This window comes from Spiroplasma endosymbiont of Halictus nicosiae, from assembly GCF_978018445.1.
On record NZ_OZ389573.1, the window covers coordinates 2,443,208 to 2,469,006 of the forward strand.

The 25,799-nt window shown below is 25.1% G+C and carries 33 protein-coding genes and 5 pseudogenes; 33 read left to right on the forward strand and 5 right to left on the reverse strand.

Going from position 1 to position 25,799, the window contains the following annotated elements; genetic code table 4:
- The first annotated feature begins 95 nt into the window (after positions 1 to 95).
- The 24 genes and pseudogenes from ACZ91P_RS16565 to ACZ91P_RS16680 all read left to right on the forward strand — a co-directional run.
- Complete coding sequence (locus ACZ91P_RS16565) at positions 96 to 2,204, forward strand: polyribonucleotide nucleotidyltransferase (RefSeq protein ID WP_465157392.1); 2,109 nt, start codon at positions 96 to 98, stop codon at positions 2,202 to 2,204.
- 79 nt (positions 2,205 to 2,283) lie between these two features.
- On the forward strand, positions 2,284 to 3,288 hold the full coding sequence (plsX, locus tag ACZ91P_RS16570; protein ID WP_465157393.1) for a phosphate acyltransferase PlsX: 1,005 nt from the start codon (positions 2,284 to 2,286) through the stop codon (positions 3,286 to 3,288).
- 7 nt (positions 3,289 to 3,295) lie between these two features.
- Positions 3,296 to 4,045: a ribonuclease III gene (gene rnc / locus ACZ91P_RS16575; RefSeq protein ID WP_465157394.1), complete on the forward strand. Its 750-nt coding sequence runs from the start codon at positions 3,296 to 3,298 to the stop codon at positions 4,043 to 4,045.
- Between the two features lie 47 nt (positions 4,046 to 4,092).
- The gene (locus ACZ91P_RS16580; protein WP_465157395.1) at positions 4,093 to 4,458 is read left to right on the forward strand and encodes a hypothetical protein; all 366 of its coding nucleotides are present in this window, start codon (positions 4,093 to 4,095) and stop codon (positions 4,456 to 4,458) included.
- A gap of 46 nt (positions 4,459 to 4,504) precedes the next feature.
- On the forward strand, positions 4,505 to 4,726 hold the full coding sequence (locus ACZ91P_RS16585) for a hypothetical protein (protein ID WP_465157396.1): 222 nt from the start codon (positions 4,505 to 4,507) through the stop codon (positions 4,724 to 4,726).
- Between the two features lie 72 nt (positions 4,727 to 4,798).
- Positions 4,799 to 5,380: a hypothetical protein gene (locus ACZ91P_RS16590; protein WP_465157397.1), complete on the forward strand. Its 582-nt coding sequence runs from the start codon at positions 4,799 to 4,801 to the stop codon at positions 5,378 to 5,380.
- A 283-nt stretch (positions 5,381 to 5,663) separates the two neighbouring features.
- Positions 5,664 to 6,311 carry a hypothetical protein gene (locus ACZ91P_RS16595; protein WP_465157398.1) on the forward strand — a complete coding sequence of 216 codons (648 nt, stop codon included), beginning with the start codon at positions 5,664 to 5,666 and terminating at the stop codon, positions 6,309 to 6,311.
- A gap of 660 nt (positions 6,312 to 6,971) precedes the next feature.
- Complete coding sequence (locus tag ACZ91P_RS16600; RefSeq protein ID WP_465157399.1) at positions 6,972 to 7,406, forward strand: hypothetical protein; 435 nt, start codon at positions 6,972 to 6,974, stop codon at positions 7,404 to 7,406.
- A 252-nt stretch (positions 7,407 to 7,658) separates the two neighbouring features.
- The gene (locus ACZ91P_RS16605; protein ID WP_465157400.1) at positions 7,659 to 8,090 is read left to right on the forward strand and encodes a MurR/RpiR family transcriptional regulator; all 432 of its coding nucleotides are present in this window, start codon (positions 7,659 to 7,661) and stop codon (positions 8,088 to 8,090) included.
- Positions 8,091 to 8,188: 98 nt separating this feature from the next.
- On the forward strand, positions 8,189 to 8,473 hold the full coding sequence (locus ACZ91P_RS16610) for a hypothetical protein (RefSeq protein ID WP_465157401.1): 285 nt from the start codon (positions 8,189 to 8,191) through the stop codon (positions 8,471 to 8,473).
- 224 nt (positions 8,474 to 8,697) lie between these two features.
- A complete protein-coding gene (locus ACZ91P_RS16615) occupies positions 8,698 to 8,931 on the forward strand; it encodes a PTS sugar transporter subunit IIA (protein ID WP_465159033.1) in 234 nt (77 codons plus the stop codon).
- A gap of 83 nt (positions 8,932 to 9,014) precedes the next feature.
- Complete coding sequence (locus tag ACZ91P_RS16620) at positions 9,015 to 9,281, forward strand: PTS fructose transporter subunit IIB (RefSeq protein ID WP_465157402.1); 267 nt, start codon at positions 9,015 to 9,017, stop codon at positions 9,279 to 9,281.
- A gap of 226 nt (positions 9,282 to 9,507) precedes the next feature.
- A complete protein-coding gene (locus ACZ91P_RS16625; protein ID WP_465157403.1) occupies positions 9,508 to 9,873 on the forward strand; it encodes a hypothetical protein in 366 nt (121 codons plus the stop codon).
- Positions 9,874 to 10,082: 209 nt separating this feature from the next.
- Positions 10,083 to 10,292, forward strand: coding sequence for a hypothetical protein (locus ACZ91P_RS16630; RefSeq protein WP_465157404.1), 210 nt, complete (start codon positions 10,083 to 10,085; stop codon positions 10,290 to 10,292).
- Positions 10,268 to 10,738, forward strand: a complete 471-nt coding sequence (locus ACZ91P_RS16635; protein WP_465157405.1) for a hypothetical protein — start codon at positions 10,268 to 10,270, stop codon at positions 10,736 to 10,738. The genes ACZ91P_RS16630 and ACZ91P_RS16635 overlap by 25 nt, the downstream gene beginning before the upstream one ends.
- A 751-nt stretch (positions 10,739 to 11,489) precedes the next feature.
- Complete coding sequence (locus ACZ91P_RS16640) at positions 11,490 to 11,639, forward strand: hypothetical protein (protein WP_465156735.1); 150 nt, start codon at positions 11,490 to 11,492, stop codon at positions 11,637 to 11,639.
- Positions 11,639 to 11,866, forward strand: coding sequence for a hypothetical protein (locus ACZ91P_RS16645; RefSeq protein ID WP_004028563.1), 228 nt, complete (start codon positions 11,639 to 11,641; stop codon positions 11,864 to 11,866). Before ACZ91P_RS16640 ends, ACZ91P_RS16645 begins: the two co-directional genes overlap by 1 nt.
- Positions 11,867 to 12,121: 255 nt before the next feature.
- Positions 12,122 to 12,559 (forward strand): DUF3627 domain-containing protein, encoded by a 438-nt coding sequence (locus ACZ91P_RS16650; protein WP_465157406.1) that lies wholly within the window; start codon positions 12,122 to 12,124, stop codon positions 12,557 to 12,559.
- Between the two features lie 152 nt (positions 12,560 to 12,711).
- Entirely contained in the window at positions 12,712 to 12,915 is a 204-nt protein-coding gene (locus ACZ91P_RS16655; RefSeq protein WP_465159005.1) for a DUF2649 family protein, read from the forward strand.
- A pseudogene (locus ACZ91P_RS16660) lies at positions 12,915 to 13,927 on the forward strand (hypothetical protein). Before ACZ91P_RS16655 ends, ACZ91P_RS16660 begins: the two are co-directional and overlap by 1 nt.
- On the forward strand, positions 13,920 to 14,354 hold the full coding sequence (locus ACZ91P_RS16665; RefSeq protein WP_465155607.1) for a hypothetical protein: 435 nt from the start codon (positions 13,920 to 13,922) through the stop codon (positions 14,352 to 14,354). Before ACZ91P_RS16660 ends, ACZ91P_RS16665 begins: the two are co-directional and overlap by 8 nt.
- 18 nt (positions 14,355 to 14,372) lie before the next feature.
- The gene (locus ACZ91P_RS16670) at positions 14,373 to 14,609 is read left to right on the forward strand and encodes a hypothetical protein (protein ID WP_465155605.1); all 237 of its coding nucleotides are present in this window, start codon (positions 14,373 to 14,375) and stop codon (positions 14,607 to 14,609) included.
- Positions 14,610 to 14,620: 11 nt separating this feature from the next.
- The gene (locus tag ACZ91P_RS16675) at positions 14,621 to 14,929 is read left to right on the forward strand and encodes a hypothetical protein (protein WP_465156743.1); all 309 of its coding nucleotides are present in this window, start codon (positions 14,621 to 14,623) and stop codon (positions 14,927 to 14,929) included.
- Positions 14,930 to 15,059: 130 nt separating this feature from the next.
- Positions 15,060 to 17,141, forward strand: a pseudogene (locus tag ACZ91P_RS16680) (spiroplasma phage ORF1-like family protein); the annotation flags it as partial.
- 25 nt (positions 17,142 to 17,166) lie between these two features.
- Here the strand turns inward: ACZ91P_RS16680 and ACZ91P_RS16685 are convergent.
- The 3 genes from ACZ91P_RS16685 to ACZ91P_RS16695 all read right to left on the reverse strand — a co-directional run bounded on the left by ACZ91P_RS16685 (position 17,167) and on the right by ACZ91P_RS16695 (position 19,906).
- A complete protein-coding gene (locus ACZ91P_RS16685; protein WP_465157407.1) occupies positions 17,167 to 17,607 on the reverse strand; it encodes a spiroplasma phage ORF1-like family protein in 441 nt (146 codons plus the stop codon).
- Between the two features lie 20 nt (positions 17,608 to 17,627).
- Entirely contained in the window at positions 17,628 to 18,722 is a 1,095-nt protein-coding gene (locus tag ACZ91P_RS16690) for a hypothetical protein (protein ID WP_465157408.1), read from the reverse strand.
- Positions 18,723 to 18,982: 260 nt separating this feature from the next.
- Positions 18,983 to 19,906, reverse strand: a complete 924-nt coding sequence (locus ACZ91P_RS16695; protein ID WP_465157409.1) for a ribosome-inactivating family protein — start codon at positions 19,904 to 19,906, stop codon at positions 18,983 to 18,985.
- Positions 19,907 to 20,109: 203 nt separating this feature from the next.
- Between ACZ91P_RS16695 and ACZ91P_RS16700 the strand changes: the two genes are divergently transcribed.
- From ACZ91P_RS16700 to ACZ91P_RS16735, 8 genes and pseudogenes are all read left to right on the forward strand, one after another.
- Complete coding sequence (locus tag ACZ91P_RS16700; RefSeq protein WP_465157410.1) at positions 20,110 to 20,262, forward strand: hypothetical protein; 153 nt, start codon at positions 20,110 to 20,112, stop codon at positions 20,260 to 20,262.
- Between the two features lies 1 nt (position 20,263).
- Entirely contained in the window at positions 20,264 to 20,956 is a 693-nt protein-coding gene (locus ACZ91P_RS16705) for a DDE-type integrase/transposase/recombinase (protein ID WP_465157411.1), read from the forward strand.
- A gap of 60 nt (positions 20,957 to 21,016) precedes the next feature.
- A complete protein-coding gene (locus ACZ91P_RS16710) occupies positions 21,017 to 21,193 on the forward strand; it encodes a hypothetical protein (protein ID WP_465158950.1) in 177 nt (58 codons plus the stop codon).
- A 150-nt stretch (positions 21,194 to 21,343) separates the two neighbouring features.
- A complete protein-coding gene (locus ACZ91P_RS16715; protein WP_465157412.1) occupies positions 21,344 to 21,877 on the forward strand; it encodes an aminotransferase class I/II-fold pyridoxal phosphate-dependent enzyme in 534 nt (177 codons plus the stop codon).
- Between the two features lie 287 nt (positions 21,878 to 22,164).
- A pseudogene (locus tag ACZ91P_RS16720) lies at positions 22,165 to 22,556 on the forward strand (RidA family protein).
- A gap of 258 nt (positions 22,557 to 22,814) precedes the next feature.
- Entirely contained in the window at positions 22,815 to 23,051 is a 237-nt protein-coding gene (locus ACZ91P_RS16725) for a hypothetical protein (RefSeq protein WP_465157413.1), read from the forward strand.
- Between the two features lie 804 nt (positions 23,052 to 23,855).
- On the forward strand, positions 23,856 to 24,020 hold the full coding sequence (locus tag ACZ91P_RS16730) for a hypothetical protein (RefSeq protein WP_465157414.1): 165 nt from the start codon (positions 23,856 to 23,858) through the stop codon (positions 24,018 to 24,020).
- A 2-nt stretch (positions 24,021 to 24,022) separates the two neighbouring features.
- Positions 24,023 to 24,145 carry a hypothetical protein gene (locus tag ACZ91P_RS16735; RefSeq protein WP_465157415.1) on the forward strand — a complete coding sequence of 41 codons (123 nt, stop codon included), beginning with the start codon at positions 24,023 to 24,025 and terminating at the stop codon, positions 24,143 to 24,145.
- Positions 24,146 to 24,385: 240 nt separating this feature from the next.
- On the opposite strand, the gene ACZ91P_RS16740 is transcribed toward ACZ91P_RS16735, so the two are convergent.
- Positions 24,386 to 24,613: a hypothetical protein gene (locus ACZ91P_RS16740; RefSeq protein WP_465157416.1), complete on the reverse strand. Its 228-nt coding sequence runs from the start codon at positions 24,611 to 24,613 to the stop codon at positions 24,386 to 24,388.
- Between ACZ91P_RS16740 and ACZ91P_RS16745 the strand changes: the two are divergent.
- Positions 24,601 to 24,975: pseudogene (locus tag ACZ91P_RS16745) on the forward strand (transposase); the annotation flags it as partial. The gene ACZ91P_RS16740 and the pseudogene ACZ91P_RS16745 sit on opposite strands and share 13 nt — an antisense overlap.
- Before the next feature lie 109 nt (positions 24,976 to 25,084).
- Here ACZ91P_RS16745 and ACZ91P_RS16750 read toward each other — a convergent pair.
- Positions 25,085 to 25,693: pseudogene (locus ACZ91P_RS16750) on the reverse strand (transposase); the annotation flags it as partial.
- Between the last annotated feature and the right edge of the window lie 106 nt (positions 25,694 to 25,799).

Here is a 25,799-nt window from a genome sequence, read left to right on the forward strand (position 1 = left end):
TATTTTTTTGTATATTTATATCATATCGTGAATATAAAATAATGTGTGATAAAATTAAGAAGATTAAGTATCACAGAGAGGAATTAAGAGTTTTGATGGCAAAACAAGTATTTAAAAAAATAATAAATAATCAGGAACTAATTGTTGAGCATGGCCAATTAGCAAAACAAGCAAGTGGTTCAATTTTAGTACGTTTTGGTGATACTGTTGTTTTAGTAACCACAACAGTTAATAAGAAACTTAGTGAAAGTGATTTTTTTCCTTTAACAGTTGTTTTTCAAGAAAAATTATATTCAGTCGGAAAAATTCCGGGTGGATTTTTAAAACGAGAAGGGAAGCCATCTGAATATGGTACTTTATCAGCACGAGTAATTGACCGTTCTTTACGGCCATTATTTTCAGAAAATTTTCGTAATGAAGTTCAAATTGTTATTAATGTTCTTGCTGTTGATAATGATCATGATGTGCGGGTAGTTAGTTTATTTGCGGCATCATTAGCACTTAGTATTTCTAAAATTCCATTTGCTGGTCCAGTAGCGGGAGCATTGGTAACTGTTGATCAAAATAATAATATTATTATTAATCCAACATTAGAACAAATTAATAATGGCAAAATGGAATTAATTGTTGCTGGAACAGCGGAGGCAATTAATATGGTTGAAGCGGGGGCAAAAGAAGTTTCTGAAAGTTTAATGTTGCAAGCAATTTTAGCAGGACATGATGTTATTCGACAATTAATTACTTTTCAGCATGAAATTATTGCAAAAGTTGGGGTACCAAAAATGGAAGTTGAGTTGTTTCAAATTCGTCTTGAAATTATTACTTATGTTAATAACAATTATGCAAAAGAGTTAATTACAGCTGCTCGAATTAAAGAAAAAACAAAACGTTATGAAACAATTGAACATTTAGTTGAACAAGCAATTAATAATTATTCTATTCCAGTTCCACTTTCAGAAAAAGAACAGAAAAAATTGACTCTAGAATTAAAAACAGCTTTACATAATATTATTCGTCAAGAAGTGCGTCGCCAAATTTTAATTGATAAAACACGCTTAGATGGCCGAAAATTAGATCAAATTCGCCCATTAAGTAGTGAAATTGATATATTACCAGTTGTTCATGGTAGTGCTTTGTTTACTAGGGGTGAAACACAAGTTTTATCAGTTGTAACATTAGGTGCATTAGGTGAAAATCAAATTATTGATGGAATTACCGATGAAGAAGGTAAACGTTTTATGCATCATTATAACTTTCCACCATTTTCAGTTGGTGAAACTGGGCGGATGGGTCCTCCTTCACGACGAGAAATTGGTCATGGCGCATTAGGAGAAAAAGCATTATTACAAATTATTCCTAGTGGAAAAGTGTTTCCATATACAATTCGAATTGTTTCCGAAGTTTTAGAATCAAATGGTAGTACTTCCCAAGCATCAATTTGTTCTGCTACATTAGCTCTAATGGCGGCTGGAGTGCCAATTACAGCGCCAGTAGTTGGGATTGCCATGGGTTTAATCAAAGAAAATAATAACTATACTATTTTAACTGATATTCAAGGGATGGAAGATCATCTTGGTGATATGGACTTTAAAGTAGCCGGAACTGCAAAGGGAATTTGTGCCTTACAAATGGACATTAAAATTGCAGAAATTAATAAGGCAATTCTCCAAGAAGCTTTAGAAGCGGCAAAAGAAGCACGGTTAACAATTTTAGCTAATGTTTTAGCAACTATTTCTGAACCACGAGCACATTTAGCACCAACAACACCAAAAATGAAAACATTTATGATTCCTGTTGATAAGATTCGGGAAGTTATTGGTCCGGGTGGTAAAATGATTACAGCTATTATTGAAAAATCAGATGATGTTAAAATCGATATTGAGGATGATGGCCAAGTGACAATTTACCATAGAGAAAGCACAGCGATTGAAAAAGCATATCAGTTAATTAAAGCAATTGCAATACCAATTATTGTTGGCGAAGAAATAATTGGACCAGTTGTTAAAATTGAAAAATTTGGTGTTTTTGTTAATTTAAAAGAAAATCTTGATGGTTTAATTCATATTTCTAAATTAGCTAAACAACATGTTGAAAAAGCAGAAGATATTGTTCAATTAAACGATATTGTTAAAGTTAAAGTAATAGAAATTGATGGGAAAGGGAAAATTAAGTTACAATTAATTGAAATATTACCTAAAAAGTAACTTAATTTTTTAATGTTGGTTCTTAAATAAATAACTAAAATATTTGTTATAATTAAATAAGGAGTTAGGAGATTTAATTATGAGTAAAATTGCAATTGATATGATGGGAACTGATTTAGGCATTAAACCAATTATTGACGCTTTGAAAGTTTTTATGAAGAAATATGACGATGTTACTTTTATTTTAATTGGAGCTAAGAAGGAACTTAAGGCTGCCACCGCAGCAGCAAAGTTAGATAATACAAAATATGAAATTTTTGCTACAACACAAGTAATTGCAATGACAGAAGGTATGATGGAAGTTCGTCGTAAACCAAATAGTTCAATGGTTCGTGGAACTGAATTATTGCGTGATCAAAAAGTAGATGCTTTGGTATCTGGTGGTTCAACTGCAGCTTTTTTAGCAGCGTGTCATTTTATTGTGGGAGAAATTTCCGGAGTTTCACGGCCAGCTTTTATGCCTTTTATTCCAACAGTTAACAAGGGAAAGTCTGTTTTGATGCTAGATGTTGGTGCTAATTTAGAAAATGATGCCCAAGATCTTGTTAATTTTGCAATTATGGCTAGTGTTTATGTGCAAGAAATTATACACAATCCAAAACCAAGTGTGGCAATCTTAAATATTGGTGAAGAAGTATCAAAAGGAAAAGATTATCATAAAGAAGCTTATAAATTATTAGCAAATAATAAAAATATTTTTTTTAAAGGAAATATTGAGCCACGTGATATTACTAGTGATGTTGTTGATATTATTGTAACAGATGGTTTTACTGGTAATATTGCTCTAAAAACATTGGAAGGAATGGCTAAAAATTTAATGGGTGTTATTAAACACGAATTAACAAAGAATTTTTATCGAAAATTAAAAGCTTTTTCGTTGCGAAAAGCTTTTCGGAGAGTTCGTGAAACCTTTGATTATCGAAATAATGCAGCAGCATTAGTCTTAGGATTAAGAGCAATTGCTGTTAAAACGCATGGTAGTAGTGATGAAAAATCATGAATTAGTACTTTAGAATTAACTCGTACCGCAGTTGTCAATGATTTTGTGCAAAAAATGACAGTTAAATTGTTAAAGAGGGATTAATTATACGATGCAGTTTATAAACAAACAGCCAGAACAACTTTTTTTCGAGTTAAAAGTTTTTTTAAAACAGTATCATGTTTTTATTAAAGAACCACAATATTATTTAGAAGCCTTAACTCATAATTCTTATGCAAATGAAAATAATTTAAGTTATACTTATCAACGAATGGAATTTTTGGGTGATGCAATTTTAGCAAAAGAAATTTCCTTATACTTATTTTTAAGTTTTCCTGATAAAAATGAAGGTGAAATTACTAATTTACGTAGTAAAATTGTTCGGGAAGGAACATTAGCAGAATTAGTTCGTCGAATGAATTGAGCACCTTTCTTATTATTAGGAAAAGGAGAAATTAAAACAAAAGGATATGAAAAAAATCGTATTTTAGCTGATATTTATGAGTCAATGATTGCTGCATTATATCTTGATTTGGGTGAAGAAGTTGTTCGTAATTTTATTAATGACACCCTTATTCAAATGGTTTCTAATCCTGGTTTTTTTGATCAAATTCGAGATTACAAAACTGAATTACAAGAATTTTTACAAGCTGGTGATGCGTGAACATTAAAATATAAATTAATTAAAGAATCACCACCATTAGAAGGAAATCGAGTTTTATATACTGTGGTTGCAGAAATTGGGGGAATTCCTTATGGCAAAGGATGCGGTTATACTCATAAAGAAGCTGAGCAATTAGCTGCTTGTGATACGCTACAAAAATTAGCAACAAAATCAAAATATCATTTCGAAAATAAATAACAATGTAATATGACTAAACTAATTTAAGTATATGGAGATGAAAAGTAATGATGATAAGATATTTGTTTAAGAATTTTTGATTAAGTTTTACTAGAAATAGTTTACAAGTTTTAGGCCTATTTTTAATGTTAGGAATTATTATTACCTTGTTTGGCTGAATGATTATGTCAAGCAGTTTAAGTACAGTTCAATTAGAATTAATTGGTAATGATTTGTATGATACTAATATTTCATTTCAATTTAATCATAATTTAAAAATTATTTCAAACCATCAAAATTTATCATATGGTTTAAACAATATTAATTATATTAACGAGGATGGAAATTTAGACAATAATAAAGTAGAAAGTCCTTATTTTCAGTTAAAACCAAATGGCAAAGATACTTCAAATTGTATTGGATTCAGAAAGTAACCAGTCAGGAAAATGGCTTGCTTCAAATAGTTCAAATTCATATTTTATGGAACAGTTAAAGGAAAACGGTGAAGTAATATTAAACTTTAATACTAATATTGTTCCTGATAGTGTTTATTTTTTTAGTAATGCTGATTATCATGAATTGGTTAGTTATTTACAAAATCCAGCAAACTTGATTCCATTCGTAAGTTCACCAGATAATCCTAGATTAGTCACAGATACATTAATTTTTACTAATGCTTATAAGGATTTTAGTACAAATTAGAAACGAATTTATAACTTACAAACTCGTCTTTTAAATTCTGTTATTATTGGTTCAGTTGCTGATCGTGCTCTAATGAGTGAAACAATGCGACTTTACGATATTTTTAAAGCAGAAAACTTTTATATTCAAAGTGTGCAACCATATTATTGGACAACACCAATTATAATAAAAGGAAATTATAAAGATTTTTTAAATTATCAGGTAAGCGATAATTATCCTCCAATTATTATTAATAATTCTTATGCTTCACATAATAAAATCAAGATTAATGATCTTTTTAATATTTATGTTTACGAATATCGTGTGATTGGTTTTGCCACAAATGCTTATGTTAATAGTGCAGCAAATGAGTCATCTTTTATTTATAACCCATATTTATGACTTCGTGGTCCTGAATATACAAATTTATTAACAAAAATCACTAATGATGCACCACAGCTTATTAACAGCATAATTAGTATTCACGCTGCTTTTGCATCAACAGAATTAAATCCTGGTTTTTTGTATGCTCAAAATAGTTGAAGTGATATTCCAAATGTTTATGATAATGCTACTTTTTCACGTTCTGCAGTTGCTTATACACCATTACATCATATGAAAGAACTTATTAAAAATAAAGAAGATATTATTTGGTCAATTTTAATTGCAATTTAATTATTATTAATAATTTCATCTTTCATTATGATTAGTATGATTGTTAATAAACTATTATTAAACCGGGGAATTATTGGTAATTTAAAAGCATAAGGATACGGAACGGGAACAATTGCGTTTTTACTTCTTTCTTGTTTTTTATTATTAATGTTTATTATTTCTTCATTATCATTAATAATAAGTTGAATCTTCTCTTTTATCTTAAATATTACTTATCAAGGTTTTTTAGAATTTACTGCTTATATTTCAGTTCCCCCCTTGGTGATTAATAGTTGGAACATATTTGTTACCTAGTTTTGTTGTTTGTTTTTATGCTTTTTTATTCATTATTATTGAAGTGTCACGACCAACATTAGTTTTACTAAAACCAAAAGTAGTTAAAACACGAATTCCAAAAGGTCATCATTTATTACATTTAAATTTTAAATATAAAATTAGTCTTAAATTTGCGTTAGATGCTAAGTGAAAATTATTATTAGCACTTGTTGTAACAACGTTAACCGGAGCAATGTTGTTTACAGGATTAACAACAATTATTAATTTTAGTCAAATTAATCTTAATTTAAAAACAAATGCAAATTGGAAGTATGTTTATCGTTATGATAATAATTATAATTATGGTGCTAGTGAAATACCACCATATGATTATTTAGTTTATGAAAATCCCGAGACAGTTAAAGAACCGGATGTTTCTGGATATTATTTATTACAACCCGAAATACGACAATTTACAGAAGAATTAGTATTAAAAAAATATAATACTTTTAGTTTTGGTGATCCAGTATGTCGGCCATTTGTTGGTGACAGTAATATTATTAAGTCGTTTAAATACAAATGATTTAAAGCAAGATTTTATGAATGATATGTTGAAAATTGTAAAGATACCCAGTATTATGAACAAATTACCAAATTTATTAAGGGAACAGTTTAAGAATATTTTATTAATCAACTAAGTAAGGAAGATGGAATTATTACGATAGGTTATCAACCAATTATTTATGGTCCATATCAATCAGAAATTTTTGCAAATACCCAAAATTTATATGCACGAGAAGCAATAAACTATAGTTTATTAGAACAGTTTTTAAACGAATATCAAATTGCTAACACAAATTCGAAAATTGATTTATTAATTCCAACCTTTTATCGGAATTTTATTAGTCATAGAAATTTAAAAAGTCTATATGGTAGTACTATTGAATTTTATGATTATAAAAATAATACAACGTTATTTTACCCAAATGTTGAGAAAAAAACAGATATTAATTGATTCTTTAATAAAATTAAGAGTTTTGATCAACCTGATGATGATAGTTTATTACGAGCAGCACAAACTAATCATTTTAGTCCAGTTGTTAATTATGCGATTTTGCAAGTTAATGAAATGAAAAAATTAATTTAAAGTAAAAAATGATTTCATGGTAAAAATCCTAATTGAAATCCAAAAAATTATCAGATTCAATTATACCCAATTATTATTAATCATACTTATCGTTATTTAAATAATATTAATATTGGTTACATTTTATTAGATAATTTTAATGATCGAAGTGCCATATTTTATATTGTTGTTGATCAATTTGATAATGGAATGAAAAATATGTTTTTAATTAATAAGTATAATAATCAATGCTTAAGGCCAAAACGTTTAGCAAACCTATATTCAGAATTACGCGATAATGAAACATATCATTATATTGGTGTTTATGATAAAAATAATAATTATGATGCTTCATTTGAAACAGAGTATGAATCAGCACCAATTTATAATTGAACACAAAATTTAAAAATTTTATTGCAACAAACAGTTAATTTACAAATTATTTTATTTTTAATTTATTTATTAATTTTAGTTGCTTCAATTATGGCATGTATTTTCCAAATTTTTATTATTACAAATATCATTTTAAAAGATAATTTAAAAGTTTTGAATAGTTTTAAAGCACTAGGGTATTCTGATTTATTAATTTTTAATCGGATGTTCTTGATTTATTTACCAATTATTTTAATTAACTGAGTAATTTAAATTCCCATTGGGATAACCATTATTGGCTTAATTCGCTATCAAATTATTTTTAATATGTTATCATATGTGTCAGAAACTATTAATATTGGTGATTATTTGATTAGTTTTTTAGGATTACTTGTAATGTTTATTATTGCTTTTCTTTTAAACAAAAAATTTATGGACCATCCTTATCCAATTTTAAAAACAATGAATTGAAATTAATGAGGAGATTATTTATATTTTGTTATTAATGTTTAAAAGCAGAGTTGAATGGATACATATTTATTAAAACAATTGCAGATTTTAGCAACCGATGAAAAAAATTTAACAAATCAAACAATTGCTCGTTATATTTTAGATAATATTACAACAATTAGTAAGTTAACTACGAATGAATTAGCTAATCATTGTTTTACTTCAACAGCGGGTATTATTCGATTCTGCCCAAAATTGGGATTAGAGAGAATTAATGAATTAAAATTTAAATTAAAATACTTAACAGAAAATGTTACATTAAATTCGCAACAATTTAGTGCAAATAAACAATTAGTACAAAATGAGACATCTTTTTTTGATGAATATTTGAAAATTAAGATTGAATCTGCACAAGATTTACATGCTAATTTTTTTGAAACTGATTTATCAGTTTTAATTGAAAAATTATTACCGCAAAAACAGTTTTTATTTTTGCTTTTAATTTAAAATATAATGTTTCCCGAAATTTTGTTCAGAGATTACGGTTAATTAATAAAAATGTTATTCATCAAAATGATTTAAATTCAATTGAATCATATTTGCCAATGATTAATGAAAATGATATGGTTCTTTATATAACATTAAGTGGGCAATCAACTTTTATTGCAACAATTGCAAAACAAGTTAAACCCATTGTGTATTCATTTGGTATTATTGGGAAGAAAACTGAGTTAATTATTAGTTTAAGTGATTATTTTGTTATTAATTCTCGGGAAAATGATATTTGAGATATTTTTTCAATTCGTTCACAAACTGTTATGCAGTTTTTAGATTATTTATATGCAAAATTATTCGGAAAAATATTTAATAAAATTAATTACATTTTTTAGAACTATATTTCAAAATATAGTTTTTTTCTTGTTAAAAATATTGTTTTTGCTTTAATAAAAGGAAGAACAAAAACAGTTTAATATTTTAATTTTAGGAGGTCAATATGAGTAATAAAAACAAAAATAATCTTTTTTCATCAGAACAAATTATTTTAAATTCATTTGCAAAAACTTAAGATAAAGCATTTCATGAATTAGCAGCAGTAGCGTATCAAGCGGGTTGCATTGATAATTCCGAAAAATTAGTAAAAGCATTATGAGCGCGCGAACATGAAACATCAACTGGTTTAGAAGATGGTTTTGAAATTCCACATGCTCGAATTAAAGACATTAAAAAGCCAGCTGTTATTTTTGTTCGCTATCAAACTGGATTAGTATGGTTAACTTTTGATAATACAAAGGTTCAAGTTGCCATTGCACTAATTATTCCGACTAATAAAAAAATGACATTTACTTAGAAGTTTTAAGTAATGTTGCTAAAAAATTATTAAATTCAAATCTACGTCAAGTTTTAAAAACATCAACTAATAAAATTGAAATCTTGAAATTATTGCAGGCAGTTGATAATGAAAAGATAGTTAACAATGAAAGTTATCAAGGTTATGTTTTAGGAATTAAAGCTTGTTTAGCTGGAGTAGCGCACACTTATATGGCTGCCAAAAAAATTGAAGATGAAGCAAAAAAATTAGGATATGCTGTAAAATTTGAAAAACAAGGTGCTAATGGATATGAAGATAAATTAACACCAGAGGATATTTTAAATGCTAATGTTTTAATTATTGCTGCTGATATTGCAGTTGGTGAATAAGAACGATTTGTTGATATTCCTATTTTAAAAGTAGCAATTACTGAATCATTACATGATATTGAAACGGTTTTTCAAAAGCCATACAAATTATGCGACCGTTACCTAACCAACAGATTCCAACTAAAAAATTTAAAAAAGAAAAAAAGAAAAAGGATGATTTAAATTACATTTTAAAGCTGGCGCTGTTAGTTTAAAAAATGCTGTTTTAACAGGGATTTCCTATGCAGTGCCTGTCATTGTTGCTGGAACAGCAATTCAAGCTTTAATTACAATTATTACTCAAATTGCGGATGTTGATTATATTAAGGAACATGCTAATTGATTAAATAATTTAAGTGATGTTGCTGGTAAAAGTTTAAGTATTTTATTAGCTACAGTGTTAGCAGCCTATATTGCATATGCTATGGCAGATAAGCCAGGTTTAACACCAGGTTTTTTAGGAGGATTAGCTTGTGTTTATGTAACAAAAACCGCCAATGATGGCACTGTAATTGTTAATGGACTAGGTTTTTTATGTGGTTTAATTATTGGCATTGTTGTCGGTTATATGATGAAAGGATTTAAAAAGTATCTTGTTAGTAAAAAAATGTAAGGTGTCTTAACTTGATTTGTTTATCCTGTTTTAGGATCGTTAATTAGTATTTGTTTAATTCTCTTTGTGATTGGTCAACCAATTGCCTTATTAATTAATGTTATTTTTAGTGGATTGACAACTTTACAAACTTCAAATTTAGCAGCAATATTGGGAATTATTATTGGAATGATGTGTATTTTTAATTTTTTGGGGGTCCTTTTAATAAAGTGGCATGAGCTTTCTCATTTGCATCATTTTCACAAGCTTTTACAAGTGGACAATTGACTAATCCAACCTTGTTAGTTCCATATGCATGCTTTTGAGCTACTGGAATTGGAACTGGATGAACGACTACTTTAGTAACTTTTATTGGTCATCGGTTTTCAAATCAATATGAAAAAAAGCTGGAAAAATGTCATGAATCTTATCTTCGTTAGGAATTACTGAAGGAGCAATACCATTTGCTTTATCAGACCCATTCCGTGTGATTCCTTCTTTTATGATAGGAAGTGCTGTATCTGGGGGTTTATGCGCAGCTTTTAATTTAGGTTCAACCATTACGGGAGATGGTTTTATTACAATGGCAGGAATCCAATCAACAACAGGAACTGTTGCAATTGGTGTTGCCATTCTACTGTGATTAATTTTTGCAATTATTGGTTGTGCAATTTCAACAACATTATTATTGGGATTAAAATATATTAAAACAAAACCAGTTTTAGAGCAAAAAGTGCATACTTGGACAATTAATATTATGTCATTGGGAATTGCTCCAAGTATTAAAAAACAACAATTAAAAAAATATAATAAATTATCATCAAGTGAACAAGAAAAATATTTAAATCAAAAACAGAAAAAAACAAAGATTAAGGTAGAAAGGTAAAGATAAATTTGCGATAAAATATAATTTTGATATTATCATTGATCGAACAAAAAATTCCGAACGAAAATGAGATCAAACATATATTGCAGATAATTATCATTTAACTGGTGATAATATCATTAATTCATTAATTGCTGATTTAGATTTTCTTACACCACAGCCAATTACCAATGCTATTTTAAATCGTGCAGAAAAAGGAGTATATAGTTATACTTATGTTAGTAATGTTTTTTATGAAGCGGTAAGTATTTGATATTATTATCAACATCAACTTACAATTCCAAAAGATAAAATCAAACTTGTACATGGGACAGTTAATGCTCTTCATCAACTAATTCAATGTTTAACTGATGTTAATGATTATGTTTTAATTCAAACGCCAGTTTATGGCCCCTTTGGGAAGGCAGTTTTAAATAATAACTGTAGAAACCACATACATTTTGTATTTTTGTGGTATTTACATTTTTACAAAATAAATTTTATTAATATTTTAAATAAGGAGTTAAAATTATGCAAACAAAGCAATATTTAATTTTGCGGTCATTAGTGAAAAAGTATGGTAAAGATATTTTTATTAATACTGTTAATAAGATTGTAAAAGATATTGAAATTAAAAAGTAAAAGAATAAATTATCCGCTAATAAATTACGCGGAATAATTTATTCAATAATGTTTTTAAGTGGAGCGAAGCGACAACGAGCAGAGCGAGTTTGCAAATTTCAATTTTTTAATTTATGAAAGGAGTTATATCATGCCAGTATGATTAACATGAATATTTAGTATTTTGATTTTGTTAGGTATTTTTGCGTGAATTGGTTTATCAATTTATCAAAAAGTTAGACAAATTCAAGATAAGAAAAAAGAAAAAAAAGAATTTGAAAAAAAGGAGGATAGAAAATAATGAATTTATTAACTGAAACAGTTACAAAAATCGGTTTTGGTGATGGAATGAATTCCATTTGAACTGGTTTAGGTAATGCAATGGGTAAAGTAAAAGATGCTGTATATGGTATTTTACCGCAATTAATGACCTTTTTAGGTGATGCGTGAATTATTTTAATTCCATTTGGATTATTTATTATTATTAAGATATTAAACTTTTTCCGTCATATGGTTAAAGGATTTTAATAGAGTATATTACTCTAATATTCAAAGTATTTTAACAAAAACTAAGGTACACTAGTTTATTTATTTTTTATTAATTTATTTTATATAACTATTACTTTAAAACTTAATAGTATTTTTCAGTGTGCCAATTTTTATTATTTTATATATTATGTATAACATTGTTAATAATCAGTGTTTTTATCAAAAATAAGCAATATATAAACATTAAATATAACATTGTTTATTAAACAAATAATTAGTTAGGAGTTGATAAAATTGAATAATTTTTATAAGAAAAATAAGAATATAGCAAATTATTTTATTTCTAAGAAACTTATTGCTTTTGAAATAGATAAAGCAAGTTTTATAAATTTACCTAATCATAATCGTCATATTGGTTTTTGATTGAGTAATAAATTTATTTATCCGAGTGAAAAATACTCAGAACAAGTAGCAATTGGTTTGATTTATGATAATTCTTATCGTATTGTAAAATATGATGAAAATTTAAAACAACACGATTGAAAATATTTAACTGGAACAGAAATAATTGATTTGTATAATCAATATAAACAAAACTATTTTACGCGTATGCATAAAGCATTATTTCAAAATGAACCTAAAAAAGTAAAAACAAATAACAATAATAATTTAACAAATTGAAGTGATGAAAAAGTACAACAATTAATTAATGACTTAGAAAGTTTAAATTAAATGAGTTTATATAATTATTGAGTTCAATTTGTTAGTTATATTATTGGTTCAAATGCCCCTGAATTTTTATATGTCATATCGTTTGTATTATTTATAGTTTTATTTTTTGGAATTTTTTTCAAACTTATTCAAAAAATGTGAAGTTTTTAAAACTGCAAAATGATTGAGAAAAATTAAAAGAGTTTTTTATTCATATATTTTTATTTATAAATAAATCTAATGTTGAAACTATTACAACTTGAAATTTAACACAAAATGAATATTTAACTTTAATGATTGGTGTTTGAATTGTAATTTTGTTTTTAACTTGGTTCTTATTGTGAATGATTTTTAAAATAGTTGGGTATTTTAAGTAATGAAAAAGTTTGTATTTTTTCTAATAAATTTTTGTTTTATTAATAGTTCAATGGTTTTGTTTAGTTTAATTGATTTATTACTTTGAATAATTTCATTAAATTATACTGGTTTAGTATTTTGACTTTTATTTGCTTTGCAGTGTGTTTATTTTGTTTGGTGAATTTGAAAAAATGTTTTTTATCAGTTAAATGTTTTTCGTTTAGTTTACTTTATTTGAGATAATCCGTTATCAGTAATTATTGGTAAATTAGGAACTGGTAAAACATTACTTTTAACTTTTTTATCACAAGTTATGAAACTTTTAACAAAGAAAATTTATAGTAATTATCCAATTGAAGATGATGCAATAAAACTTTTAACTTTTAATAATTTAGATTTTACTGATAGAACTAAATTAGTACCGCCTGACGATAGTTTAATTTTGTTTGATGAAAGTTTTTTATATATTGATAGAACTAGTCCCCACGAAGTTAAAAAAGTTCATGGTGGTAAAAGTGTGTGGATTGTTTTAGCAAGACATTTTAAAAATAGAGCGATTTTTACCGTACAGCGTGAGGGAATGATGTGAAATAATATTCGTCATTTAGCAAGTGGTATTATTATTCCGATTTCATTGAAAAACCCGTTAAATCTAAATTAGGTAATATTTTTAATCGTAGTTTTGTTATGCGAATTGGTATTTTCCAAGATATTACAGATTATGAAATTTGAAAAACAAAATCAGTAGAACGAACAGCAGAAGGTAAACGAGCAAAACATAAGTCGGATGTTGGATTAGGAATTCGATTTTTTAAAATAATTATTCCGCTTGAATTTGCAAATAAATACGATAGTCATTGATTAAGTTTTGTCCGTGATTTAAAAAATGATGAAGTTGTTAATAAAAAAGAATATTTTTGAAAAGATATATCAAAATTAAATAATAAACAACGCTTAGAATTGTTTGATATTGATATTTTGAAAGAAAATTTAAAAGCAAAAAAAGGGAAAGGAAAGATAAAAAATGAGTAATTTATTAAGTGAAAGCGTTAATAACGATAATTGAAATAAGATTTTTAGTTTTATTTTTGATACTTTTTTATTTGTTTTTGATGTAATTTGAAATACTAAATTGCCAATGACAAATATAACGATTGCTTATTTTTTAATTTTTTTTATGGTTATTAAGTTATCAATTTATGCTATTCATGGAACATCAACTAATTATAACGATTTAGGTTCAACAGTTAAAAGTGGTGTTATTAATAGTTCTAAACTATACGGTGCTACTGTTCGGAGTGTTTCTAGTACTAAACAAGGTTTACAAAAACATATTAAAGAATGAAAACAATTTAAAGTTAGTCGCAATAAACAACAGTTATCAAGTTTAGCAAGACAAGCAAAAACAAGAGAACAAGGATTTAAAAGAATTCATAGCACTAAAAGAATAAAAAAATAAGTAAGGAGTTGATTTTATATGATTAAGTTAGTTTTATTGGTAGTGGCAATCGCTATATTCGGTACAGGTTTTATAACAATTATTATAAATCAATTAACATCAGCAAAAAATATTATTATGGATTTATATAATTCTGATACTTGATTATTATCTATTTTTGGTAAAATGGCCATTTTATTTAGTCATCCGTTAATGTTAACAATATCAAGTTTATATATTATTGGTTTTATTATTTCAAAAACATTATATAGTTAGGAGTTGAATTTATGAAAAGTAATGTAGAAAATAAAAAAGAAAAGAAACAAAATGGTTTGTTTATTTCTTGGGTTGATTTGATTTTGTATCTTATTATAAGTTTTTTGTTAACGCTTGTATGTATTTTAGATACAGTTTCAACGATTGAAGAATTAAAAGAAAAATATGCTGGTATAAATTTTTATATAATTTATGGTTTATGATTTGATATATTGTGATATATCTTAATAATTCATTATTTTTATGGTTATTTATTTAATGAAATTATTAAATTAATAAAAGAAAATTGTAAAAATAAATTGGTAAAAAATAATGCGTAAGTTTTTAGTATTATTTTCGTTTATACCAATTTTATTGATTTCTTTTTTCTCATTAGGGGCGATGACATTACAACAAAACCATCAATCATAACAAACAGAAGAAAAAGCAAGAACAAAGCGAAGTGTAGAAACTGGTATAAATGAAACTGATTTTATTAATACAATGTTTTTACGCAGTATTTTTTTCGAAAATTGAAGTGATACCAATTATTTTATTAATCCTACTTTAAAAACATCAAAATCATTAATTTATAACGATAAATGATATTTAGATTTTTTAAAGGATAGTTATTCAACTGGTGTTTCTTACAATAAAACTAGTGATAAGTTTATGGATTTATATAAAAATTGAAATACTTATGTTAAACAATATAACATTAATAAATTTTATGATGTTGATAAAAAACAATTTTTAAGAGAATTAACAAATTTTATTTGTTCTTTTACAACTAAATATAATTTAACGCAAATGTTAAATAAATTAAAAACAAATATAAATGATTTACAATCAGTTAATTTAATAGAAGATAATTGAAAATTAATTACTAATTATAATTCATTTGTTTTTAATAAAGAAAATAAATTTTATTTTTTTGTTTTTCAACCTTTTAATGGTAAACAATGAAAAATATTAAAATTTAAACATGATACAGATTTTGCTAAAGAAATAGATGGTATTCCTTTTATTCCTAGTGATATAAAAGTTTATGCTGAAGCAAGTAAATTAAAAGGTCTTTATCGTTGAGATGATAATGGTGAACCACAAATACCAGCAATTAATAAAACCATTGGTGAAATTACAGATTGAAATATTAATAGTCAAAATAAGATTAAAGATTTTTTAAATAATTACTTAGATGTTATTATTTAAGAAAATATTAGAGTACAGCAAGGCGGTAATCCTGATTATGAGATTCCCATTGTTGGAACACAACGAATAATCTTTGATTTTGAAATTATTAATAATTTGGACAAGTCTAGTATTGATACTATTTTAACTAAAAAATCAATTTATCGGATGGTTTTAACAATTGATAAAGATAATAATATTATTGCTGGTAGTTTAGAATTAATATATCTTAAACAATATTGGAATGGATATGATTATAATAGTTATCGATATACTGATGATTTAGGTTTTTTATTTTCTTTTATGAAAGATAAAGAAAATACATTTAATTTTAGTGCTGAAACATATAATTATTATCAGGGTAATACTCCTAATACTGGTAAAGAAGTTTTTGAACAGATGAAAGGTCAAATTGATATTAATAAATTTTTAAAAGCCTTTTTTGCATATGCTTTGGTACCTGTGTTTCAAAATCGTAGTAATTTTATTGAAAGTGGTTATATTGATAATTTACAATATGATACTGTTTTAATTAATTTTTTTGGTTTAAAATTAGTTAATTTTAGAGATGTTTTAATTGATGAAAATAATATTAATAAAAATCGATTTGAAAAATTATTAAATAGTATGTTTACAGTTTCACAAAACTTTTATAAAGATTATTTACGAACAATTTTTGATTTAGAAAATAATACTTATACACAAGGATATAATAAAAAATATGGTTTATTAGCAAATAATGGTTTTAAAATTTATCCTCGTTACTTTTATTTTTCTGATAAATATAAATCATTAGATTTTAAGATGTATTCTGCTTATAAAAATCGATTTTATAACACTAATTATGGAGATGTATTTAATTATGATTTTTCTGTTGCAAATGATTATAATATTAATCAAAATGAGGATTATGTTTTTGAAGGAACTTTAAAAAACAAGTATGGTTTAAAATATAAGAAAATGGAAGAACAAAAAATCGGTTATAATGTTTTTGAATTACAAGCACAAAAAGATAATGATATGTATTATTATTATGATTTTAATTTTGGTATTTATAACTGACAAGAAATTAATAACGGTGGATTATTTCCTGATAGTCAATGATGACAAGCACAATATGAAAGTTGTAGTTGATATAATTTAGCGTGTCATATCAGAAATGCGGCAATTTGAATAGTTAATAATATCCCTGGTATTAAACAAGTAAACGAACTAGCGAGTGGTGTTGGTAAGATTTTTCAAACAATTTATAGTTTTTTTAGTCAAACATTTGAAGTATGAAAATTTAGTCCTGCATTGTATAGTGCAATAACTAATTTATTTTTATTAATTATATTTATGAAATTTGTGCGATTAATTTAAAAAGGAACTTAAAAATAGTTCCTTTTTAACCTTTTCAATCTGTAATTTCACCAATGGTTTTATTAATTGCTGGTATTTGTGGTTCACCATTATCATCTCAACGATAAAGACCTTTTAATTTACTTGCTTCAGCATAAACTTTTATATCACTAGGAATAAAAGGAATACCATCTATTTCTTTAGCAAAATCTCTATCATGTTTAAATTTTAATATTTTTCATTGTTTACCATTGAAAGGTTGAAAAACAAAAAAATAAAATTTATTTTCTTTATTAAAAACAAATGAATTATAATCATTAACTAATTTTCAATTACTATTTTTGGGTGGTTGTTGTGGATTATATGATGGTTCTGGTTTATTGCCCTCCCCGTTTTCACTATTATTTGGTTTTTCACAACTAATTAATGATGTTGTGCTTGTTCCAGTTAAAATGATTGTTCCTAAAAGACTTAATATTTTTTTCATATTTTTAATTCTATAAAATATTAACCAAAATGATAAGAGTCTGTTGTATCTGCGTAAATGGCTTTTTGTCTTTCATCAGAACTTAAATTTGATCAACCATAAGTATTTCGTGTTACAACAAAAATTGATTTATTGTCAGGATTACCACTTTTAACTAGGTTAATCACCTCGTTATGAAATTCAAAAAATCCTGAGTAAATAATATCTACAATATAATTTATATACCCCGTCTCCATATTTTCGGCTGAAAATCTTATTGGTAATTTTGAAATTAATTTAAATAAATATGATTTAAAATCAGACGTACTTCTTTCAAAGAAAATTTTTTCAATAACGCGAGAAGTATTTAATGATAATTTAACTACGAGTCCATTATGACCATAATTTCAAATTATTTTAAAAAAATCATTTTTAGAATCATAATATGGATTTTCATCACTAATTGGTAAACAAGTCAAACTACCATTATCATTAAAACCACTATCTCTTAGTTTTTTATTTTTAAAAATTTCGGTAAGAACTCAGGCAGAACCATCATTATCAACAGTGATTGATTGAATTGGTTCATTTAGGCCAGATACTTTTTTTACTTCATCACTACCATTGCCTTTTCTATAATAAACACCATTTGTTGTTCCAAAATAAGCTGCGTTTGTTTTTAATTCACCAGCACTATCCTTATGTAATAAAGCCATTGAAGTAACATTGTCTGGAATACTTGGTAGCAAATAAGCATCTCTATCTAAAAGATTATAACCAACCCAATATACTTTACCACTTTGTGTGACCCCACTTGATTCTCTTATACTTCTAATATTTTCATTTGAACAATAATTTTGTAATGGAAATGTAATACTACTCATTAATCTATAATCACAATCCATTAATTTTTCTAATTTTAAAACATTCCCATTTTTATTACGGATTAAATACAAGTCCTCAGTGGTTCTGATATAAGCATCTCTAACCTCTCTATCTACAGCCTTAGTATTTTTATCTAAAATTTGGACTGAAATTATATCTCCCTTAATTTTTGCAATATCTGATTCTAAATCACAAAATTTTTGATTTAAATTATCATTTATATCTCTTTTTGGTTTGATCCATGATGGCATGAGGTAGTTATATAATTAACAGCTATTAAAAATAAAATTCTTAAAGTATGGGAATTATAAATTTCATCTGAAAATACATTTATTGGTGTATAAGATAGTACTTGTTCATAAAATCAATTTCTTCATGTGTTTCTATTATTTCTATTAATAACTCCTATTGGCTGATGATTTTCGTCAAAATAATTACTGTACGGGTGGCTTTGAATACCATAATTTCAACGTTCTCAAGCTAATCTCAAAATACTGCTACCTTGTTGATTTTAGTCCATTGCAATTTTATAAAGATTTTCTTTTGTTTGCTCACCTTTCCCAAAAACAATAGATTGTTTATTTTCAATAACTTTATTGTTAATTTCATTATTTATTTTTCTAAATCGTCAATTCTCTGCAACAACTACAGCAATTATCCCTAAAGAATTTCTAATATTTCTATTAATTTCTCCTTGGTAGTTAGATAATGTTTTAAAGGAATTAACAATTGTGCTTCAATTAATATTTAAATTAATTCCATTTCCGTTTCCATCAACGAAAAGATCTCTATAATCAGCTTTAAATTTCAAAGGAGTGGAACTACTAATATTAATATTATCTATAGAATCTATATGTCTTATATCAGCTTCTGAAAAATAATAATATTTATTTTTTACAGTAAACCCCTCCAAATAAAGATCCCTAGTTCTAAAAACTAAATCAATTCTTTGAGATTGTGAATTTTCCTCAATAATAACAGGAACAGTAAAACCGTTGTAGGGTGTGCCTACAAACTTATATGTTGGTTTACCTCTTACTGAACCTTTAAATCTATCTCCCATTTTGGGTGTAGTATTATCTTCAACTTTAAATCTATTTAAGACAACAATCTCACTATTATCATTTATAACAGTACTTGTACTAGGCTGATCATTCTCTATATTAAATATAACACGTAGTATGTTAGCTTGTATTAAAGCACGAAAAACTTTATTATGTCAATTTTTAAAAGAATTAGGATTATTTATGTTAATTCTTATATCTTCTAAATTAACATTAAATAAATTATTGTTTTCTCTTTTATTTCTGATTAAATTTTCTAAATTATTTTCTTGCTTTTCATATGTACTTGTAGCTGTACTTGTAGCAATTGTTGTTTGTATTACAGTTCCATTAATTGTTAATATACTTAATAAATTTAAAAGTTTTTTCATTATTTGTATTTTCCCTTTTTTATCTTGAAACTTTTTATCAAGATCTATTGACATTATATATATATATAAGCATTTTTAAATATATTTTAGAAACGATACTTACTTATGATTATGATTGTTTAAAAAAGTTTGAAGTTTTATAAAAATTATTTTAAATGATATAACTATACTATATTATTTTTTTAAAAAAATGAGGTGAATTAATGAAATATATTATTAATGATTCTAATTTAAGTGATTTACAAGCAAAATTGCAAGATTTTTTAAGTAAAAATTGTCAAAATAAATATTATAAAAGAATAAAAAAGAAAATATTTGCATATATTAATTTATGTAAGGAGTTTTTTTGAAACTAAGTTGTTATTAAAAGATTTAATTAAAAAATATTTTAAAAATAAATTTTCAACTTTTTATTATTGAGCAAATAAAATTTTACTTGCATATGCAAATAATAATTTTGAAGATTTATTATTAAAATCAACAGTTCCTAATAATATTAATTATCAATATGGTGAAGATACTCGAAAAAATATATGTGATTTATATTTTGAGTATTGTAATAAACACGGTGGCGGTGTTTTATCTTTGTTTTATAATTTAAAAAAAGGAATTCACAGCGAAGAATTAAAAAGTAAAGCACCAAAAAATTTAAAAACATTTTTTCGTTGACTTAAAAAAGATAAACGTTGATTAAAAATAAAAAATAAAATTAAAGAAATTAAAAGACAACACCCAAGATATGAAGTTAAAGAATTAGGATTATTACAAATGGATGCTAAATATTTTATGCCAAGTAAATTTCCAGTTGATAAAAAGTATTATGTTTATGATTTTATTGATGAAAGAATCAGAGGAGTATTCGGTTATATTTATGATAAATTATGCACTGAGAATGCTATTGATGCTGTTAAAAGAGCAATCCGTGATTTTAAAAAAATATTTGGTATTAAAATAACACGAATTAGAACTGATAACGGTTCTGAATTTATTAATAGTCATCGGAATAATCAAAAAAGTACTGTTAAAGAAAATAATTTTACTCAATTTTAAACAGATAAAAATATTTTACATCAAACAACACCCGTTCGTTCTCCGCAGTCAAACGGTAAAATTGAAAGATTTCATCAAAATTATACTAAGTTATTTGTATTTGATAAAAAAATATTGGATGCAGCTGGTTTACAAAATAAACTAAATGATTATTATTACTTTTATAATTTTGAAAGAGTGCATAAATCTTTGAATTTTCAGACACCATTTGAATTTTTAAATAATTTAACTAAATAATTTTAAATTTATAAAGTTTTATTTAAACTATTTTTTAGTGTGTCAATTTTAGAATTTTTATTTAAATATGTATCATTTTTAATGATGTTTTTATATTTTAAATTATATATTTTATTATTTTTTCTTGTTTTCTTGCAATCTCCAAAATGTGTGTGGTATACTACAGTTTTAAATAATAACCGTCAATTATTAACAAATCAATTAAGATGAAAGGATAATCGTTATCAAATAGATTTTGTTAATTTTGCAAACATTATAAAAAAATATCAACCAAAAATATTTATTTTATGTAATCCGCATAATCCTGGTGGGTGTGTTTGAACAAGAGCAGAATTACAAAAAATAATTGCAATTTGTCAACAATATCATGTTTTAATAATATCATATGAAGTACACGGCGATTTAGCATTACCAAATGTTAAATTTAATTCGTTGCTATCATTTTCAATTCAAAATAATAAGGTTATTGTTTGTAATTTTCCAAACAAGGCTTTTAATCTTGGCGTATTAAAATCATCATATTTAATTACATTTAATGACAAATTACGAAAGAAAATTAATGAACAATATGAATCTGCTTCGATTACATCACCAAATGTTTTTACAATTCCAGCTTATTTAGCTGCATATTCTAATCCAGAAGTATTAACTTGAAAAACAACTATGTTAAAATATTTTATTTAAAATTATATTTTTGTAAAAACAACCTTAGAACAAATTGGGGGGTTAAAAATAATGCAGTTAGAAGCCTCATATTTGGTTTGGATTAATTATGAAGGGACTAAAATGTCAGCGCAGGAAGTTAAAAAATTATTATTAAAATATAAATTAATTGTTAGTAAAAATGATGATTTTGTTGAAGCACCAATAACTTGCTTTCGAATTAATATTGGGACTTAATTTGCGATGGTAACAAATATCATCAATATTTTAACAATGATTTTTAAAAAGTCAGAAAGGAATGATTAATTATGAGTAAAAAAATTATTTCAACACATTTGGCGCCAAAAGCAATTGGGACATATTCACAAGCAGTTAAAATAGGGAACTTCTTATATGTTTCTGGTCAATTGCCATTAGATTCAACAACAATGATGATTGAAGGAACAACAATTACAGAACAAACAAAATGTGCTTTAGAAAATTTAAAAGCAATTGTACAATCAGCAGGTTACAGTTTAACAGATGTTGTTAAAGTTAATATTTTCTTAAAAGATATTAATGATTTCCCAGCAATGAATGAAGTTTATCAAAAATATTTTACAGAAAATTTTCCAGCTCGTTCTGCTGTTGCAGTTGCAATTTGTCTAAAAATGCTTTAGTTGAAATTGAAGTAATTGGATCTTTAAGAGAAGAAAATTAAAAAACTATGTTTTGAAAAAGAGAAAATTCAATTTTCTCTTTTTTATTTTTTAAATGTATTCATTAATGAAGTTATAATATAATGACAAATTATTATTTAAATTTTATTCTTATTTTGCAAATAATTTGATAAAAATAAATTCTAACTTTTTTTGTTTAACTTTTTTATATAATGGCATCGTGTACGATAAAGCGGCAAAAAACAACTCTTGTTAGGGTTGTTTTTTATTTGAAATAAAACAACTCCTAAAAGAAGGTAATGATAATTAAACAACAAAAAATATGTGATGTTAATGATTGTTATAAAAAAGTATCATTCATTACCGAAGAATTTTTATCAAATAAAGTTTTATGAACTTGTGAAAAACATAAAGATTTATTGAATAAAGTAAAATATAAAACACAAAAGCGGTTTTATAAACGCTTAGAAAATTCAAAAATTATCTTTGATTGAAAAACTGGTTCTTTAAAACTTAAATTTTATAAAACAACTTAATGCAGTGTGGGACGGTTATTTTAAATAACTAAGTGTTTCCATAAGAACATGAGTATCAACTCATTCCTACCGCCGGCCGAGGCAAGTACTGAAATAGTGTATGAGGAAATATGTAAATCGACGCTGGTTTTATAACTAAGCGATAGTCGTGATAAGTGCGAGGTCAACATCGAACGACAATAAAATAAAGAGATGATCACTTTATAAATAAATTTGCGATTAGTATTAGGCTCTTCAAGGTGCAAGTAAATTTATTTTAAAAACTGAACGCTTTGACCTTAAATGGTGCGGAAGAAGAGAGAGAAAACTCTCTGGCGTAAAAAACAAAAAAACAACTGTGGATTATTAAATGATCGATATTTTAGATTTAGCTTCCGATGGATGAAAAATATTACAAATTGACCAAAAAATAAAAGGAATAATTTAGGAGGTAAATATGAAAAAGTTAAATAAAATTTGTCTTAAACAAAAATATTGAGGTTATTGCTTTAAATGCGATTTAAAAAAATAAATTACAAGAATTAATGCTTAAAAGTTATTCAGTATCATTTGAAGATATGACTGATGAACATTGAGCATTAGGTAGAAAGAATTAGGATTAAAAAATCTATGAAATGTCAAAGAATTAATTGTATTGATAATGGTTTTTGCGGAAATAGTTATTTAGAAAAAAATAACTTAAATAATCAATTTGAATACAATATAAATTACAAAAAATAAATAATATTATGTCAAAAACATTGATTACAAACTTATAATTTAGAAAATTTAATTGTAAATAAAAAGAACTTAGGATAAATAATTATGGAAAAAAGGTATTTATTAGTAGCAAAAAATAGTTTTTGAATAAATACTACATATTTTTACACAATTAAAGAAGCAAAAGCATATTCTAAAAATTTAAAGTATAGTAAAACAACTATTATTGATTTAGAAAATGAAAATATTAAATGACAAGGATGTGAATAATAATGATGAATTTAAAAGAATTATCGAATGAATTATTTGATAACTACCCAGAAGCGACACAAGATTATAGCTTAGATATTTGAGATAGATATTACCTTGAATTTGGTAGTATTCATTATTCTTAGGTTTTTAATAAAATTAAGTAATTAGAAACAAATTAAGTTTCGCTTATAATTGAATGATAACAAAATTTATAAAAAATTCAACTTTTTTAAAAATATAATTTTTAGTTGAAAAAATAATTTATAAATTTATGAATTTTGATACACTAAAAAATATTTTTTAAAGTTATTGCTAATTTTAAAAGGTTTTTATTTTTTTATAAAGATAAAAATTGATTTTGAAATTGATTTAAATTAAATATATTAAATTCAATTTTTTTTATTATTTTTATTAGTTTTATCAACTTTCTCATCATTAATTTGATTATTAAGTCTTAACATAGAAGCAATTAACATATTGATAAATGTTTCTTTACAATATATTTTTGCGCCGCGCCCTTTAACAGCCTTAATATAATGCGATACATCACCCTCAACATGACAACCAATATTATATTTTAATGATTGATTTACAATACCTTCTTCAACCATTAAAAGAAAAAACAACAAAAGAAGTTACAAACGCATTAAAACGAATTTTTTCTAACAGATTTTTTAAAGATAGATGCAAAGGAATAATAACAGATCAAGGCAAAGAATTTGCTGATTGAGAAAAAATTGAAAAAATAACAAATACTAAAGTATATTTTTGTGATGCTGGAACTCCAACTCAAAAACCCAAAGTTGAAAGAGCAATTCGTGATTTTAGACATTGATTTTCCAAAGGAATTGATTTAAGTATTTATTCAAGAAATTATTATCAAGAAGTTGCTAATATAATAAACTCTAAACTTAAAAAATCTTTACATTGACTATCTTCAAAAGAAGTTTTTATACAAATGTTTAATTTTTAATATAATTACCCATAAAAATTTTAATCATTTTATTTTTCAGTGTGCCAAAATTCATAAATTTAAAACAAAAATATTAAATTTTTTTAAAATAAATTATATTGAACATTTATTTTATTGGTGTTATAATAAAATTAAGTAAGATGCTACACTTCATAGTACAATTTACACTAACCATAGTATCCATTTGAAATCAACCAAATTCATTTTTATCATGTTTTGCTTCTTCAATAGTTCTAAAATTTTTTATTTTTCCACGGTTATCAATTCGATTTTTTGTTTTATATTTTCTACCATGAAAATACAAATTATCTTTCTTGAAATTTAAAAATCTCAAATGAATATATTTATATAAAGTTTTAAAACATACCGGAAATTTAATATTAAACTCTTTTTCATATTTTTTACAGATTTGTTCTGGTGAATCATGAAATTTGTTATATTTTTCATCTAGTCATTCTAAAATATTTAGCAATAATGATTATTTTTTAAAACATTTTTGTCGTTTTTGTAAATAATCTTCGTGTGCTAATTTAGCGTCATATTCATTATCTTTTAACCTTTTTATTTCTTGTCTAATTGTATTGCGATTTTTATGCAATATTTTTGCTATTTTAGATATATTGGATTTACCATTTTTTCTTTTTAAAGAATCAAGTTCTAATAAATCTTTTAACATTACTCTTTCTTTAAAAGTAAAATGATGCTTTGTTTTATCCATTTTAAAAAATCCTTTCTTTTATATACAAAGCTAATTATATAGTTTTTTGAGGTTTTGGACGAGCGGTTGATTTTCTTAAATTTTTGTGATAAAATAACTTACAAGT